General features: G+C 69.3%; 13 protein-coding genes. 3 read left to right on the top strand and 10 right to left on the bottom strand.

What is annotated here, in order from left to right:
- Position 1: 1 nt before the first annotated feature.
- The 7 genes from ABZX12_RS29830 to ABZX12_RS29800 all read right to left on the bottom strand — a co-directional run bounded on the left by ABZX12_RS29830 (position 2) and on the right by ABZX12_RS29800 (position 7970).
- Positions 2-1639, bottom strand: coding sequence for a GspE/PulE family protein (locus ABZX12_RS29830; RefSeq protein WP_355698517.1), 1638 nt, complete (start codon positions 1637-1639; stop codon positions 2-4).
- On the bottom strand, positions 1636-2730 hold the full coding sequence (locus ABZX12_RS29825; RefSeq protein ID WP_355698515.1) for a type IV pilus twitching motility protein PilT: 1095 nt from the start codon (positions 2728-2730) through the stop codon (positions 1636-1638). The genes ABZX12_RS29830 and ABZX12_RS29825 overlap by 4 nt, the downstream gene beginning before the upstream one ends.
- A gap of 87 nt (positions 2731-2817) precedes the next feature.
- Positions 2818-3162: a prepilin-type N-terminal cleavage/methylation domain-containing protein gene (locus tag ABZX12_RS29820; RefSeq protein WP_355698514.1), complete on the bottom strand. Its 345-nt coding sequence runs from the start codon at positions 3160-3162 to the stop codon at positions 2818-2820.
- A gap of 49 nt (positions 3163-3211) precedes the next feature.
- Positions 3212-3973 carry an AAA family ATPase gene (locus ABZX12_RS29815; protein WP_355698512.1) on the bottom strand — a complete coding sequence of 254 codons (762 nt, stop codon included), beginning with the start codon at positions 3971-3973 and terminating at the stop codon, positions 3212-3214.
- Positions 3974-4144: 171 nt separating this feature from the next.
- Entirely contained in the window at positions 4145-5911 is a 1767-nt protein-coding gene (locus ABZX12_RS29810; protein WP_355698510.1) for a helix-turn-helix domain-containing protein, read from the bottom strand.
- A gap of 4 nt (positions 5912-5915) precedes the next feature.
- Positions 5916-7223 (bottom strand): MFS transporter, encoded by a 1308-nt coding sequence (locus tag ABZX12_RS29805; protein ID WP_355698509.1) that lies wholly within the window; start codon positions 7221-7223, stop codon positions 5916-5918.
- 18 nt (positions 7224-7241) lie between these two features.
- Positions 7242-7970: an SDR family NAD(P)-dependent oxidoreductase gene (locus tag ABZX12_RS29800; RefSeq protein ID WP_355698507.1), complete on the bottom strand. Its 729-nt coding sequence runs from the start codon at positions 7968-7970 to the stop codon at positions 7242-7244.
- Positions 7971-8116: 146 nt separating this feature from the next.
- Here ABZX12_RS29800 and ABZX12_RS29795 point away from each other — a divergent pair, with 146 nt between their 5' ends.
- The gene (locus ABZX12_RS29795; RefSeq protein ID WP_355698506.1) at positions 8117-10375 is read left to right on the top strand and encodes an FdhF/YdeP family oxidoreductase; all 2259 of its coding nucleotides are present in this window, start codon (positions 8117-8119) and stop codon (positions 10373-10375) included.
- Between the two features lie 79 nt (positions 10376-10454).
- On the opposite strand, the gene ABZX12_RS29790 is transcribed toward ABZX12_RS29795, so the two are convergent.
- Complete coding sequence (locus tag ABZX12_RS29790; protein WP_355698504.1) at positions 10455-11657, bottom strand: MFS transporter; 1203 nt, start codon at positions 11655-11657, stop codon at positions 10455-10457.
- Positions 11658-11725: 68 nt separating this feature from the next.
- On the opposite strand from ABZX12_RS29790, the gene ABZX12_RS29785 reads away from it, so the two are divergent.
- Positions 11726-12313 carry a CGNR zinc finger domain-containing protein gene (locus ABZX12_RS29785; protein WP_355698502.1) on the top strand — a complete coding sequence of 196 codons (588 nt, stop codon included), beginning with the start codon at positions 11726-11728 and terminating at the stop codon, positions 12311-12313.
- 82 nt (positions 12314-12395) lie between these two features.
- Here ABZX12_RS29785 and ABZX12_RS29780 read toward each other — a convergent pair whose 3' ends face one another.
- Both ABZX12_RS29780 and ABZX12_RS29775 read right to left on the bottom strand, forming a co-directional pair.
- Positions 12396-14597, bottom strand: coding sequence for an MMPL family transporter (locus ABZX12_RS29780; RefSeq protein ID WP_355698500.1), 2202 nt, complete (start codon positions 14595-14597; stop codon positions 12396-12398).
- A 370-nt stretch (positions 14598-14967) separates the two neighbouring features.
- Positions 14968-15504, bottom strand: a complete 537-nt coding sequence (locus ABZX12_RS29775; protein WP_355698498.1) for a YgjP-like metallopeptidase domain-containing protein — start codon at positions 15502-15504, stop codon at positions 14968-14970.
- Positions 15505-16028: 524 nt separating this feature from the next.
- Here ABZX12_RS29775 and ABZX12_RS29770 point away from each other — a divergent pair.
- A complete protein-coding gene (locus ABZX12_RS29770; protein ID WP_012922897.1) occupies positions 16029-16187 on the top strand; it encodes a DUF5679 domain-containing protein in 159 nt (52 codons plus the stop codon).
- Positions 16188-16268: the final 81 nt, after the last annotated feature.

The following is a 16268-nucleotide window of genomic DNA, read 5'->3' as shown; positions in this document are numbered from 1 at the left end:
GTCAGCTCCCGACCATGTAGATGGATCGCATGACCTCGCCGATGGTGGTGACGCCCGCCTCGGCGAGCCGGATGCCCTCCTCGGTCAGCGTCCGCATGCCTTCGTAGCGGGCCACCTTGCGGATCTCGTCGTGCGCGGCGCGGTCGACGACCAGCTCGCGGATCGCATCCGACACCGGCATCAGCTCGTAGACACCGGTCCGCTCCAGGAACCCGGTGTGCGCGCAGAAGTTGCAGCCCGCGCCGCGCACGAACCCGTCGTCGGGCGTCCGCCCGCCGGCGGCAGCGAGGAACGCGAGCTCCTCGGCCTTCGGCACGTAGTACTCGCGGCAGTTCGTGCAGACCCGGCGGACGAGGCGCTGGGACACCACAGCGGTCACCGAGGACGCGATCAGGAACGTCTCGATCCCCATGTCCAGCAGGCGATGCAGTGCGGTCGCCGCGTCCGTCGCGTGCAGCGACGAGAGCACGAAGTGGCCGGTCAGCGCGGACTGTACGGCGATCCGCGCGGTCTCGACGTCGCGGACCTCGCCGACCAGGATCACGTCCGGGTCCTGCCGCAGGATCGACCTCAGACCGCCGGCGAACGTGATACCGGCCGCCTCGTTGATCTGGATCTGGTTGATCGAGTCGAAGGTGTACTCGACCGGGTCCTCGATCGTCATGATGTTGCGCTCGGGACTGTTGATCTCCCCGAGCGACCCGTAGAGCGTGGTGGTCTTGCCGCTGCCGGTCGGCCCCGCGCAGATGACCATGCCGTACGGCGCATGCAGCAGACCCGAGTACGTCGCGGCCATGTGGTCCGGCATGCCGAGCTGCTCCAGCCGGAACAGCGGACGGCTCTTGTCGAGCAACCGCAGGACGACCTTCTCGCCGCCGACGACCGCGGTCGTGGAGACCCGGATGTCGACCGGCCGTCCCTCGACGTCCATGCTGATCTGACCGTCCTGCGGGCGACGGCGCTCGACGATGTTGAGGTCGGCGAGGATCTTGATCCGGCTCACCACGGCCGGGCCGATCGACGCCGGCAGTTCGAGGACGTCGTGCAACGCGCCGTCGATCCGGTACCGCACGCGGACGCGGTCACCGTGCGGCTCGATGTGTACGTCGGACGCCCGGTCGCGCAACGCCTGCGTGATGACCAGCTGCACGACCTGGACGACCGGTGCGTCGTCACTGGCACCGGGCGCCTCGTCGCGGATGTCCTTGCGGACCGCGTCGCGGGCCTCGAACACCTTGACCCGGTCGTCGATGCCGGTCAACGCGCGGTACGCCGTACCGATGGCGTGCAGCACGTCGGTCGGCGCAGCGAGCTCGAGAACGACGCGGCGGCCGACTGCAGCCTGCAGCTCGTCGAGGACCGACGGGTCGGCGACAGCCACCGCGACGACGTCCTCGCGGACTTCCAGCGGTACGGCGACCAGGTTGCGGGCCGTGCGTTCGTCGAGGAGTGCGGCCGCGACCGGATCTGGGCTGGTGGTCCGCAGGTCGGCGAGGCCGAGGTTGTGCTGTTCGGCGAGGTGACGGGCGCGGGTGCGCTCGATGTGCAGGTCCTGCTCGGTGGCGGCCGGGATGATCTCCGGGCGCGGGCTCGGTGCGGCGTGCCGGGGTTCGGGCCGATCGGCTTTGCGCAGCTTCATGCCGGCACCCCCGCCCGCAGCCGCGGCCGCGCCTCGATGTCCTTCGGGTAAAGGCTGCGCGCGGCCGCGTCGTCGTACGTGACGACACCGTTCTGCACGAGCGTCGACAGCGACTGTTCGAGCGTGAGCATGCCGTCGCGCTGCCCGGTGACGACCGAGTTGCGCAGCTGGTGCGTCTTGCCTTCCTTGATCAGGTTGCGGACGGCGGCGTCGGCGACCATGACCTCGTACGCAGCGACCAGTCCGCCGCCGATGCGTGGCACCAGGCGCTGGTACACCACACCGGTCAGCGCCGCGGCGAGCTGGACCCGGACCTGGGCCTGCTGCTCGGCCGGGAACACGTCGATGATGCGGGCCAGCGACTGTGCGGTGTCGTTGGTGTGCAGCGTCGCGAAGACGAGGTGACCGGTCTCGGCGATGGTGAGGGCGAACCGGATCGACTCCAGGTCACGCATCTCACCCACCAGCAGTACGTCGGGGTCCTCGCGCAGTGCCGAACGCAGGGCGTCCGGGAAGCTCGCGGTGTCGCTGCCGACCTCACGCTGGTTGACGGCAGAGAGCTTGTGGTCGTGGACGTACTCGATCGGGTCCTCGACCGTGATGATGTGGCAGGCGCGATCGGCGTTGATCTTGCCGATCATCGCGGCCAGCGTCGTCGACTTGCCGGAGCCCGTCGGGCCGGTCACGAGCACCAGCCCCTGGTGCTTGCGGGCGAAGTCGTACAGGACCGGCGGCAGGCCGAGCTCGTCCATCGTCGGGATCTGGCGCGGGATCATCCGGAGCGCCACCGCCGTGTCACCGCGCTGGGTGAACGCGTTGCCGCGGATCCGGGCCTCGTCGCGCCAGGAGAACGAGAAGTCGTGTTCGTGCTTGGTGTTCCAGTCCGCGGCCTGCTCGTCGGTGAGCACCTCTTCGAGCAGGCTGTCGGTGTCGTCGCGGGTCAGCGGGTCCAGGCCGTTGACGGAGTACAGGCGTCCGTGGACGCGGATCTGAGGTGGCATGCCCGCGGTCAGCAGCAGGTCGGTGCCGCCGGCGTTCCAGAGCTCTTCGAGCAGCAGGTCGACCCGGCTGCCACGAGCAAGACTGATCATGGTTCCTTCTCCAGGTAGTTGGTCGCGGTCGGTGGTAACCGGTGGGGAAGGGCCTTGGGGACATCCCTCCCCACCGGAGTCAGGCGATCAGGCGGCCGTGCAGCCGGCCGGAGCGCCGGCGGCCATGGTCAGAGACCCGTCGGACGAGCTCGCGGTCGCGACGTACTTCGGGGTGCCGGCACGCAGGAAGCCGTTGGTCACCAGGCCCGTAAGGTCGGCGTACGCGCCTTTCTGGGCGTAGTTGGCCTCCTCGGCGACGGCGATTGTCTTGACCTCGGACTTGCAGGCCGACAGCGCGCCGCGGTCCTGGATGCCGGACACGGCGAAGACGACGATGCCGGACAGGACGCCCAGGATGACGATGACCATCAGGAGTTCGATGAGGGTGAAGCCGGACTCGTTCTTGCGGGCTTCGCGGATCTTGTTGAGCATGATGTGATTCGCTTTCTGTACAAAGGGTTTGAACGGTTTTGAGGTGGTGCTACGCGGAGGGCGGATCCCGGCTGCACCTCCCGTCGCTCGCGACGAGGGCGTCGGCCAGCCGGCGGACGGCCTGGCTGACGGGATGCTCCGGATACCCGACGGTGATGGGTTCGCCCCGGTTGATCGAGGCGGGCACGTCGGTCCAGTTCGGCAGCTGGAGCGTGACCGGCGTCCTGACCAGCTGGTCGACGTCGGCCGTGGTCAGATCGGCCCGGCGGTCCGACCGGTTGATGACGACCGACCGGGAGCCGGCGTCGTACAACAGGTCGAGCACGTCGAGGGTCAGCCGCAGGTTCTTCAGCGACGGGCGCTCCGAGGTGGCGACCAGCACGTGGTGATCGGCCGCGTCGAGCGCGGCGAGTACCGACGCGTTGAACTGCGCCGGCGTGTCCACGATCACGAAGTCGTACACGTCGCGCGCCACGTCCAGGAGCTCGGCGACGAGGGTGTGCGGGATCTTCATCGCGTTCCCGGGACCGGCCGGAGCCAGCAGGCAGTCCAGGCCCGGCTGGTACGTCGTCATCAGGTCGACGACTTCTTCCGTGGTGAGCGACCCGGCCGACGGCAGCGCGTCGCAGAGGCTGCGCCCCGGGCGCAGCCCGAGGAGGTAGGCGACGTCGCCGAACTGGAGGTCCAGGTCGACGAGGCACACGCGCCGGTCACCGGAGGCGCACAGGGCGACGGCCAGGTTCGTGGCGACGGTCGTCTTGCCGCTGCCGTCCTTGGCCGCGAAGACCGTGATGATCCGCCCGTCCGACATCCCGACACCCCCTGTCGCCACTCTGTGTCACCGCGATGCGCGGTGACTTCGCCTAAAGAGTGGCGGCGCGGGAGTTTCCGTCACAGCGGGTGAACGGACGACAGGCCGGAACGTTCGGAGGACACGGCCCTCCGATCGGCCGACCCGGCGTCGGCCGAACGGCCGACAGCCTCAGCCGAGGGCGGTGTGGAGGCGGAGGGCTACCTGGATGTCGAGGGTGTGGTCCGGGGACTGCCAGCCGTCGCCGAGGAGGGCGGTGACGCGGTCGAGGCGTTGCTGGACCGTGTTGGGGTGGATGTGGAGTGAGGTGGCGGCGCGGGTCGGGCTCTGGCCGGCGGCGAAGTAGGCCTGGAGGGTGCCGATCAGGTCGGTGCCTCGCTGGTCGTCGTAGTCGAGGACCTTGCCGAGGACATGGTGTACGTGGGTGCGCAGGTCGACTTCGGACGCGCCTACGAGGCCCGCGACGCCCAGGTCGTCGGGCGTGGCCGACTCGCTGGTGCGGCCGAGGCGGAGCATTGTCGTGACCAGACGAGACGCTTGCCGGTGCGCTTCGACCAAGCGCTCGCCCCAGGTCGCAGGGCCTGTGACAGCGACGGTCACGCCGGTGCGCTTGGCGACCTCGGTCAAGTCGCGCGCGACAGCTGCTGCGCTGATCCGAGCGAACAGCAACACCAAGTCCCCGCCGTACGGGCCGGCCAGGACCAGTCTGTCTTCCAGTGGCGCGGACAGCCGAGCACGTACGGCGGAGTGGTCGCCGCGGCAGACTGCGACGACCAGTCGGTCGTGCCGGTGGTTCGGCGCCAGTAGACGGAGTCGATCGGTCAGAGCGCGCGGGTCGGTGCTTCCGCTGAGTACGTCGGCCAGCAGATCCGCCTGGGCGCGTTGGGATTGCTCAGCGGCCTGTCGGCGGAAGAGCAGGACCAGTGCGGTGACAACGGCAGCACGCTCGACGATGCGCTGGTCCGCGCCCGACAGGTCGTCCGCACCGCCGATGACCAGCGCGCCGAGCCGTTCGCCTTTAGCGGTTGCTGCGACGACCCAGCAGTCGCCGATGCGGGTCAAGCGGCCGGACTCGGACTCCCGCCACGGCACCGGCGTACTGGGAACGCTGCCGGCGACCGCAAGCTCGTTGCCGCTGGCATCGACCAGTACGACCCACATGCCCAGCAGCTCGGACAGCGCGGCGGCGATGGCGTCCACGTCCCCGCCGGACAGCACGATCTCGGCGAAGCGGTCGTGGGCCGCGGCGGCGTGCTCGACGCCCGCGTGGGCCGCGGACAGCTGCTCCAGTGCGGCCTCGGTCTCGGCCGCTGCGCGCACCTGGACGATCGTGACCGCGGCCAGCGCTGCCAGCGAGCCGAGCAGAGACACCTCGTCGTGGCTGAACGGGCGCCGCGTGCGGTTGGAGGCGAACAGCACGCCCACGAACGCTCCGTCGACGATCAGCGGTGTTCCGCAGATCGCCACCAGCCCTTCGTCACCAACGGCGTGGTCGATCGCCGTCGTGTGCCGGAACCGCTGGTCGGACGGGTAGTCGGCGGTCCAGTACGGCTTGTAGGTCTCCGCGACCAGACCACCGAGGCCTGCGCCCAGAGGAAGACGGACCTGCTGGAACTCCGCCGACACCGACCCGTCGGTCGCGCGCATGTAGGTGTCGCCGCGGGACGGGTCGTACAGCGTCAGGTAGGCGACGTCCACGCCGAGCAGGCTGCGGGTCCGATGCACGATGGTGCCGAGGACGTCGCCGGGGTCCCGGGCCGAGGCGAGCTCGCGGGCCACGTCGACCAGAGTGGAGAGCTCGGCCTCGCGCTTCTTGCTGGCGTCCATGCCCGCCCGGATGCGCAGGGCGAGGTCGCGTGCCACCGCGTCCTCGCCCGCCGCCCGGGCCAGCTCGCTCCCGGGCGCATCCTCGGCCAGCAGCCGCAGAAGCTCCTCCATGGTCCTACAGAGTAGTGAGGTCCCGGCGCCGCGTTTCGGAGTACGACGTCACCGCGACGACCGAGATCACCGCGCACGCTGCGACGTACACGGCGATCGCGTAGCCCGAGTCGTACGCCTTGAGCAGCGCGACCGCGATGAACGGCGCCAGGCCGCCCGCGATGATCGATGCGAGCTGGTAGCCGACCGAGACACCGGAGTACCGCACCCGTGTCCCGAACAGCTCGGTGAAGAACGCGGCCTGCGGTCCGTACATCGCACCGTGCAGCACCAGACCGACCGTCACCGCCAGCGTCGCCAGGGCGAAGTTCTTCGTGTCCACCAGGGCGATGAAGACGAACGCCCAGATCCCCACACCGACCGCACCGATCAGGTACACAGGCCGGCGGCCGATCCGATCCGACAGCGAGCCCCACAGCGGAATAGCGAAGAAGTGCACGGCCGCGGCGATCAGTACGGCGTTCAGTGCGAACGACTTGCCCAGACCGAGGTGTTCCTTCGCGTACGTCGCGATCACGATCGTGAAGATGTAGTAACTGACGTTCTCCGCCATCCGGGCGCCCATCGCGGTCAGCACCTCGCGCGGGTACTTCGTGATCACCTCGAAGAACGGCAGCTTCTCCGCCGGCTGCTCCTTCGCCCGGGCCTGCGCCTCCTGGAACACCGGCGACTCCTCGATCCGCAGCCGCACCCACAGCCCCACCAGGACCAGTACTGCGGACAGCAGGAACGGAATGCGCCAGCCCCACGAGTCGAAGGCAGCCTCGGACTGGAACGCGGCCAGCCCGGCCAGTACGCCGTTCGCGATCAACTGCCCCGCCGGAGCGCCGGCCTGCGGCCAGGACGCCCAGAAGCCGCGCCGTGCCGGATCACCATGCTCCGACACGATCAGTACGGCGCCTCCCCACTCACCACCCAGCGCGAAGCCCTGGATGAGCCGCAGCACCGTGAGCAGGATCGGAGCGAGCGCACCGACCTGTGCGTACGTGGGCAGCAGACCGATGGCGAAGGTGGCGAGCCCCATCATCAGCAGCGACAGCACCAGCAGCTGCTTGCGGCCCAGCCGGTCACCGAAGTGCCCGAACACCACACCGCCGATCGGCCGGGCGAAGAAGCCGACCGCGAACGTCGCGAAGCTCAGCAACGTCCCGGTGAGCTCCTCCCCCTTCGGGAAGAACAGGTCGCCGAACACCACCGAGGCGGCGACCCCGTACAGGAAGAAGTCGTACCACTCCACCGTCGTACCGACGAGACTCGCGCCGACCACCCGGACGATCGGCGTCCGGGTCCGGGTCGGTTGTGTTGCCGTCATGGGCGGGCTCCTGAGTTGTTAGTGGGCGGTCCAGCCGCCGTCGAGTACGAACGAGCTCCCCGTGATGGAGGCGGACGCGGGACCGCACAGCACGGCCACCAGCTCCGCCACTTCGGCCGGTTCGATCAGCCGCTTCACCGCGACCGGCTCGAGCAGGACCTTGTCCAGCACCTCCGACTCGGACAGGCCGTGGGTCGCGGCCTGGTCCGCCAGCTGTGCGGTGACCAGCGGAGTCCGGACGTACGCCGGGTTCACGCAGTTGCTGGTCACTCCGTGCGGCGCACCTTCCAGTGCGACGACCTTGCTGAGTCCTTCCAGCCCGTGCTTCGCAGCGACGTACGCCGCCTTGAACGGGCTGGCCCGGAGTCCGTGGACCGAGCTGATGTTCACCACCCGGCCCCAGCCGGCGCCGTACATGTGCGGGAGCGTCTGCCGGATCAGCCGGAACGGCGCCTCCAGCATCAGCCGGAGCAGGTAGCTGAACCGGTCCGGCGGAAACTGCTCGACCGGTGCGACCTGCTGGACCCCGGCGTTGTTCACCAGGATGTCGACGTCGACCGGCAGGTTCGCCAGCCCTTCCAGGTCGGACAGGTCGGCCACCAGCGTCTCGACGCCCTCCAGCGCGTCGAGACCGGCCTGGTCGAGGTCGACGGCCACGACGTGCACGCCGTCCGCTGCCAGGCGCTGGGCGCACGCGGCGCCGATACCGGACGCGGCGCCGGTGACGAGGGCTCGACGGGTCTCCATGGCGGACGACTGTAGGAATCCAGCTGCGCCACGCCTATGGGATCGGATCACATATCGACAGCGGCGCAAGTGGCCTGAAGAGCCACTTGTCCACGACTCCGGCTCTCAAGGCAGCAAGTGACGATAGCTGGACCTATTGTTGAAACATGGTCGATATCGAGCAGCCGAAGAAGAAGGCCGCCGGCGTCCCCGCGGTCCTGTCGTCGTTCAAGTTCGGCCTTCGCGAGATGGGCCCGGCGCGGACCGGCAAAGTCTTCCTGAAGATGAACCAGGACGGCGGGTTCGACTGCCCGTCCTGCGCCTGGCCGGACCCCGACCACAAACGCAAACACGCGGCCGAGTTCTGCGAGAACGGCGCCAAGGCGGTGGCCTGGGAGGCGACCCGCAAGCGGGTCCCGCGGGCGTTCTTCGCGGAGAACTCGGTCGACGACCTGCAGCGGATCTCCGAGTTCGACCTCGGCAAGCTCGGCCGGATCACCGAGCCGATGCTGCTCCGGGCCGGCGCCACGCACTACGAGCCGGTCGGCTGGGAGGAGGCGTTCCAGGTCGTCGCCCGGCATTTGAAGGCGCTCGTCGACCCGAACGACGCCGTCTTCTACACCTCCGGCAGGACCAGCAACGAGGCCGCGTTCCTGTACCAGCTGTTCGTCCGCGCGTACGGCACCAACAACCTGCCCGACTGCTCGAACATGTGCCACGAGTCCTCCGGTACGGCGCTGTCCAAGGTGATCGGGAGCGGCAAGGGCGCGGTCACGCTGGAGATGCTCGAGGAGTCCGAGCTGATCGTGATCGTCGGCCAGAACCCGGGAACCAACGCGCCCCGGATGCTCAGCCACCTGGAGATCGCCAAGCGCAACGGCGGCTCGATCGTCTCGGTGAACCCGCTGCCCGAGCCGGGGCTGATGAAATTCATGAACCCGCAGCGCCCCCGCGGCTGGGTCGGCAAGGGGACCGAGCTCGCCGACCAGCACCTGCAGATCCGGATCGGTGGCGACCAGGCCTTGTTCCTGGCCCTCGGGCACCTGCTGCTCGAGGCCGAGGCCGCCGCCCCGGGTACGGTCCTGGACAAGGCGTTCGTCGAGTCGCACACCAGCGGCTTCGAGCTGTACGCGAAGCACAACGCCGAGCTCGACTGGGACGCGGTCGAACTCGCGACCGGGCTGCGCCGGGCCGAGATCGAGGAGCTGGCCCAGCGGTTCATCCGCTCGAAGGCGACGGTGATCTGCTGGGCGATGGGCCTGACACAGCACCGCGAGGCGGTCGCGACGATCAGCGAGATCGTCAACGTGCTGCTCCTCCAGGGCAACATCGGCAAGCCCGGCGCGGGCCCGTGCCCGGTGCGTGGCCACTCGAACGTCCAGGGCGACCGCAGCATGGGCATCTGGGAGAAGATGCCGGACGCGTTCCTGGACCGGCTCGACCACGAGTTCGCGTTCACCTCGCCGCGAGAGCACGGCGTCGACGCGGCCGCGACCGTGAAGCGGCTGCGGGACGGCGACGTCCGGGTGTTCTTCGCGATGGGCGGCAACTTCGCCATGGCGACCCCGGACACCGAGGTCGTGCACCGCGGGCTGCGCGAGTGCGACCTGACCGTCCACGTCTCGACCAAGCTGAACCGGTCGCACACGGTCACCGGCCGCGAGGCGCTGATCCTGCCCACACTCGGCCGCACGGACCACGACCACACGCCGGCCGGCCCGCAATCGGTGACGGTCGAGGACTCACAGGGCGCAGTACACCTGTCCACCGGCAACCTGGTTCCGCCGGCGCCGGAGCTGAAGTCCGAGATCGGCATCGTGTGCGCGCTGGCGCAACACGTCGTACCCGAGGTGGGACAGATCCCGTGGGCCGACTTCGCCGACGACTACAGCCTGATCCGGCAGCGGATCGGGCGGGTGGCCGACGGGTACGAGGACTTCGAGAATCGGCTCCGCGCGAACGAGGGCGGTTTCCTGCTCGCGCACGCCGCTCGGGACAAGCGCGAATTCCGGACGTCGGACGCGCGGGCGCAGTTCACCGCGAACGACCTCACCTGGTTGCCGACGTCGCCCGGCCGGTTGCTGCTGCAGACCTTGCGCAGCCACGACCAGTTCAACACCACGATCTACGGCCTGCAGGATCGCTACCGCGGCATCGAGGGCACCCGCGAGGTCGTCTTCGTCAATCCGGACGACCTCGCCGATCTGGGCCTGCAGGACGGTGCGTACGTCGACATCGTCAGCGAGTTCCAGGGTGTCGAGCGACGCGCTTCGCACTTCCGCCTCGTCTCGTACCCGACGGCGCGTGGCTGCGTAGCGGCGTACTACCCGGAGACCAACGTGCTGATGTCCGCCGACGACGTCGCGAGGGGCAGCAACACCCCAGTCGCCAAAGGCCTGACAGTCAGGCTGGAGCCGTGCAGCTGACGGTGTCAGCCCAACCAGGAGCCGATACCGTCCCACGCGTACTCGAGTTCACGGACGGCGCCAGGATCCGGCAGCCGGGTCATCCGTCGGTTGCGATGCGGCGGTCACCATTCCTCCGCTCCGGAACGAGCCGTCGCCTGACCCATGGTTGAAGTATCGCGAGCGCGTAGGCCACCGCGGCGCTTGTCAACCACAGGCCTTCGGGTCCGGCGGTTTCGAGGAGTTGGGTGACGGTGATCGGCGCGATCGTGGTCGCGATCCCCCAGCTCAGGCCGAAGATCGCGAGATACCGGCCGCGGGCCTTCGCAGGTGCGAGGCCGGAGGCCTGGGTGAGGTAGCGGGTGAGGAGGAACAGTTCGCCGAGGCTCCACAGGACCGCGGCGAGCAGGACGACCGCGAGATCGTGCGCCAGCGCGACGACCACCAGGCCTGCGCCGACGAGCGCGTAGCCGATCGCGATCGCGCGGAAGTCGTCCAGGTGCTGCACGCGGAGCAGCCGCTGCGCCGCGATCAGGGTGACGGCCGAGACCGCGAGAATGATGCCGGCACCCGACTTCGGCAGACCTTGCTCGAGCAGGGTGAGCGGTACGCCGATGAGGAGCTGCATGTAGATCGTCGCGAAGACCGTGCCGCCCGCGAGCAGCAGCAACAGCCGCCGGTCGCGCCATGCCGGGGCAGCCTTGTCGGGCAGATCGCCGCGCCGCTCCCGGCGTACGTCCGCGGGGAGCGCGACGGCCACGAGCGCGGCGCAGGACAGACACGTGATCGCGTCGGCGACGAAGAGCCAGCGGAGGTCCCAGTGGCTGATCGCGGCGGCGAGGAGACCGGCGAGAACGCCCGCCGCGGCCAGCGCCGCGCTGTACAGCCCGTACGCGGCTGGGCGGTCCTCGGGCTGCGTGACGTCGGCGATCATCGCCTGGCTCGGCGGCTCGTAGATCTCGAACGCGAGGCCGAGCAGGATCGTCGCGAGGACGGCGGACCACAGTGCATGGCTGAGCGCGATCCACAGCTGCCCGACGGCACACCCGGTCAGGCCGAGGACGATCGTGCTGCGCCGGCCGAGCCGGTCGGCCAACTGCCCGCCGAGCAGGCGAGACGGGATCGTGGCTGCCCCGAAGACCGCCAGAATCAAGCCGGTCTGGCTGAGCGACGCCTTGAACTCGACCGACAGCACGACTCCCAGGAACGGCAACGTGAACGCGCCGATCCGGTTCACGGCCCGGGCGACGACCAGGATCCACACCGCGCGGGACAGTCCACGCGCCGCGACGACTGTGCTCACCTCGAACCCCCATGACTGTCTAAATGGCTATGATCGGTCACGCAGGCCTGAGACTACGGAGGTATCGCGTGACTGGTCAAGTGTCTTTTGATAGTCATGCCCGGAGCGTGCTGGCCGCGTCGGTGGAGTACGTGAACCGTCTGACGCCCGGATACTCCGGCGGCCTTCCGTACGACGCTCCCGCCGACGACGCGATCACCACTGCCGTCGCCGAAGCGCTCACCGCGATCGGCCATCCGCCGAAATCAGTACCGGCCGAGGACGCGCGGCGGCTGGCGCAGCTGGCCGGACGGATGCGGATCGTCTTCGAAGCCGCGAACGCGGGCGATCTGGACGCTGCGGCCGACGAGATCAACGCGTTGCTGCTCGACACCAACGCCCGCCCGCAACTCGACCGCGGCAAGGACCGGCCGTGGAGCCTGCACTTCCACGGCCCCGACGAACAACTCGCGAACGGCTGGGCCGCCGGCTGCGCAGCCGGCCTCGCCCTCGCCGTCGGCAGCGACCTGGCCGGCCGCCTAGGCGTCTGCGCGGCCCCTCAGTGCGACCGGGTCTTCGTCGACGTGTCGAAGAACGGCCAACGCCGCTTCCACTCCCCCCAATGCCAAAGCCGCGTCAAAGCCGCCACCCACCGCGCCCGCCAGGCCGCCGGCTGACCCAACCCTGCACGGGGCAACATCCTCCGGCAACGCGAGCGCCCCACCCGAGAGGTTTCGGGTGGGGCGTCGGGGTGGTGTTTCAGCCGACCGGGGTGAGTTCGCGGTCGGGGGCGGGGGGTGGGGTATGCGGGGCGTGCTTCGGCTGCTTGGGGCGGAGCCACTTGGGGGCCCACCAGTTGGCGTCGCCGAGGAGGGTCATGATGCTGGGGAGGACGACCGCGCGGATGATCGTGGCGTCGATCAGGATCGCGACGGCGAGGCCTACGCCCAACTGCTTCATGTCCAGGGTGCTCAGCGTGGCGAAGACCGCGAAGACGCCGATCATCACCGCTGCCGCGCTGGTCACGACGCCGGCCGAGCCGGTGATGCCTTCGGCGACCGCCTGTTTGGTGGGTACGCCGCGGAGCACCGCCTCGCGGATCCGGCTGACCACGAACACGTGGTAGTCCATCGACAGACCGAACAGCACCACGAAGAGGAACAGCGGCAGCCAGCTGACCACGGCCCCGTTCGACCGGAAGTGCAGCAGGCCCTCGGCCCAGGTGTTCTGGAAGACCGCGGTGACGACGCCGTACGCCGCGGCCGCGCTCAGCAGGTTCAGCCCGATCGCCGTGATCGCGACCACCACCGACCGGAACGTCACCATCATCACGATCATCGTCAGCAGCAGCACGAACCCGATCACCAGCGGCAGCTTGTCCCGCGTGTGGGCGGCGTAGTCGACGTCCGCGGCCACGAACCCGCCGACCGCGTACTCGACGCCGGGCACCTTGCCGACCGTTTCCGGCATCAGTTCCTTGCGCAGCTTGGTCAGCGAGTCCCGGGCCTGGTCGCTGCCGCCCTCGTACGGCGTGGCGACCTCGAGCGTGGCGACGGTGCCGTCCTTGGAGAACCGCGGCTCCTCGAGACCGTCGGACGCGAACAGCTTGTCGTCCTTGGTTTTCTCCATCAGCTCGGCCAGCGCGGCCTTGACGGCAGGCTGCTGGTTCGCAGGTGCGCGTACGGCGACCTCGTGGCTGGTGCCCGTGCTGGGGAACGCCGCGGTCAGCCGGTCGTACGCCTTCATCACCGACGTCGTCCGCGGCAGGTCCTCGGTGCCCGGGAACTTCAGCGTCATCCCCAGTGCCGGCGACGCGACCGCGAGCAGCGCGGTGACCGAGACCAGCAGGGTGGCGATCGGGTGCTTCAGGGCCGGCTTGAGCACTGTCGGCCAGAACCGCGGCTGGCCCTTGCTCGCGGTCAGCCGCCAGACGAGCGGGATCCGCGGGCGGTCCACCCAGCGCCCGAGCTTCGCCAGCACGGCCGGCAGCACGGTCAGCGAGCCGACGACGGCCACCGCGACGACCAGGATCGAGCCGACCGCGAAGGACGAGAACACCGCGTCGCGGGCCAGGAACAGCCCGGCCATCGAGATGATCACGGCCGTGCCCGAGACGACGACCGCGTGGCCCGACGTCGCGGCAGCGATCTCGACCGCGTCGATGTGGCCGCGGCCCTTGGCGCGTTCTTCACGTTCGCGGCGCAGGTAGAAGAGCGAATAGTCGACGCCGACCGCCATACCGATCAGCAGGATCACGCTGTTGACCGCGTCGACCGCGGGCACCAACTGGGACGCCGCGGCCGATAAGCCGATCGCGGCGGCGACCGAGGACAGTGCGAGCAGCACCGGCACCGACGCGGCGATCAGCGCGCCGAACGCGACCAGCAGGATCGCCAGCGTCACCGGCAGGCTGAACATCTCCGCCCGCTTGAAGTCCTTGCCGAGCGTCTCGTTGAGCGCCTTGCCGATCGACAGCCCGCCGACCTCCTCGATCCGGAGATCCGGGTACTGCTGCTGGACCTTGGCGGTCGTGTCGAGCAGCGGCTGGACCCGCGCGTCGTCGTCGGACCCCTCCGGCGCGTCCTTCAGCGTCACCCGGACGATGACCGCGTCGTTCTTCGGCGACGGCATCGGCTGGGCGACCTCCGCGACCCCACCGAGGGCGCGCATCTGCTGGATCACCACGCCGGCGGCCTGGTTGGCCGCGGTCTTGTCGAGCTGTCCGGACGGAGCCGTGATCAGCACGCTCTCGACGTCCGGGTCGTCGAAGTTGCCGGACTTGACGATGTCGTCCGCCCGGGTCACCTCGCCGATGTCACCCTCGTTCTTCGACTCCTTGGTCCCGGTCACCGAGCCGAGCGCGAAACAGGCGATCACGACGACCACCCACATCGCGATCGCCCGCCACGGATGGGTGGCGCTCCAGCGCGCCGCCCGTACCGTGATCTGTCCCCTGGCCATACCTACCCTGCCCCTCTGCGCCCCCTCGGCGCCCCACCCAGCGCTCCCTGGCGTTGCGCTGGCTACGGGCTAAAGCCTCGCTGCCCGAGACACCCGGCGGCCATGCAGGAAACCCCCGAGGTCCCCCTGGGGTAGACCCCACCCCACCCTTTCCCGTACGCCCTACGCACCCGGTGATCGGATCTCCGACCGCCCCACCCACACCAGCCGCCGCCCGCCGCTGCCCGGACCGCGCGCTACCCGCCCGGACCCCCATCCGCTCGACTTTGTGCACGACGTCCGCACGCGTCGCGCGCTTTCGTAGGGACTGGGTGCACAAAGTCGCGAAACGAGCGGCGGCCGGGGCGGCCGGGGCGGCGCGGGGCGGGGGTCAGTAGTCGTCGAGGTCGAGGGAGGAGGCGGCGGAGATGCCTTCGAGGTAGCCCTCGGCGCGCTCGGCCTTGGGGTAGCGGTGGACCAGGGACCAGAAGGTGGCGTTGTGGGTCGGCTCGATCAGGTGGGCGAGCTCGTGGACCAGGACGTAGTCGACGACCCAGCCCGGCATCGCCTGCAGCCGGGTCGACAGCCGGATCGACCGGTCCGCCGGGGTGCACGATCCCCACCGTCTGTTTTGGTTCGAAACCCACCTCACCGACGCAGGTTCGGGCACTTCGGGGAGGTGACGACACGCGAGTTCGTGTGCTCTGGCCAACAATTTTTCGTCCGACACGCGGGATCGGCTGCGCTGCTTCTCCAGGCGCGCCAGCATGGTCTCGACCCAGCGCGCCTCCTCCGCGGCGGACAGCCGGTCGGGCATCAGCACGACCACCCGCTCACCGTCGCGGTAGGCGCTGACCGTGCGCTTGCGGCGCTTGCTGCGACGGATGTCCACGTAAGGCGGGATCGGGCGCGGTGGAGAGTCGGCCATGGCTCAAAAATGTACCCCCAGATTCCGACAACTTTCTTCGGTCCACATCCTGTGCATCGGCGTTTTCGCAGGTCAGACGCCAGATCTTGATCCTGCCGACCCCGGTTGTTCACATCGCGTTCCCCCGACCGTCCACAGCGCCCGGCGGCGCGTCCCACAGGTTGCGCACAGAGTTATCCACAGGGGTGGACAACGCGGCCTTGCCACCGCCGCCGGCGTCTCCTAGCGTCGTCGGGAACAGGCTCCCGGACCGCTTCCGGGGTCGCTCGGAGGGGAAGCCGAGTGGTGACGGAAGCGAACCACCGGGAGCCTGTTCCGTCTGGGCGAAACTTTCGGTAAGGGCTTTCCCAGGCGGGATTACGCGGCGCGCTGAGCGGGAGGTGCGCTTGAACCGGCGAAAAGCTGCCGTAGGGTGATTCCCGACTGGGCCGAACGGCCTACGGCAGGAACGGTCTGCCGTTAGCATCCAACGACTGCCCGGGGCAAGACCCCGGGCTGAAATTCAGAGCAAGGAGAGGGCCCTCATGGCAGAGACCTGGAGCGGCGAGTTCTACTGCGTCAAGTGCAAGGCCAAGCGCACCGCCGACGGCGAGGTCAAGGTCAACGACAAGGGCACGCGCATGGCGAAGGCCAAGTGCCCCGAGTGCGGTACGAACCTGAACCGGATCCTCGGCAAGGCCTGACGCACACGAGGTCACGCGGGCGGGTGGCGCGCAGCAGGCGCCATCCGCCCGCGTGACCTCTCAGTCGTAGAGGCGGGGGTA

The sequence above is a fragment of the Kribbella sp. NPDC003505 genome (assembly GCF_040610875.1).
In the GTDB taxonomy this organism is placed as follows: domain Bacteria; phylum Actinomycetota; class Actinomycetes; order Propionibacteriales; family Kribbellaceae; genus Kribbella.
Note: the sequence above shows the minus strand (reverse complement) of the source record. Positions and strands in the feature narration are given on the sequence as shown.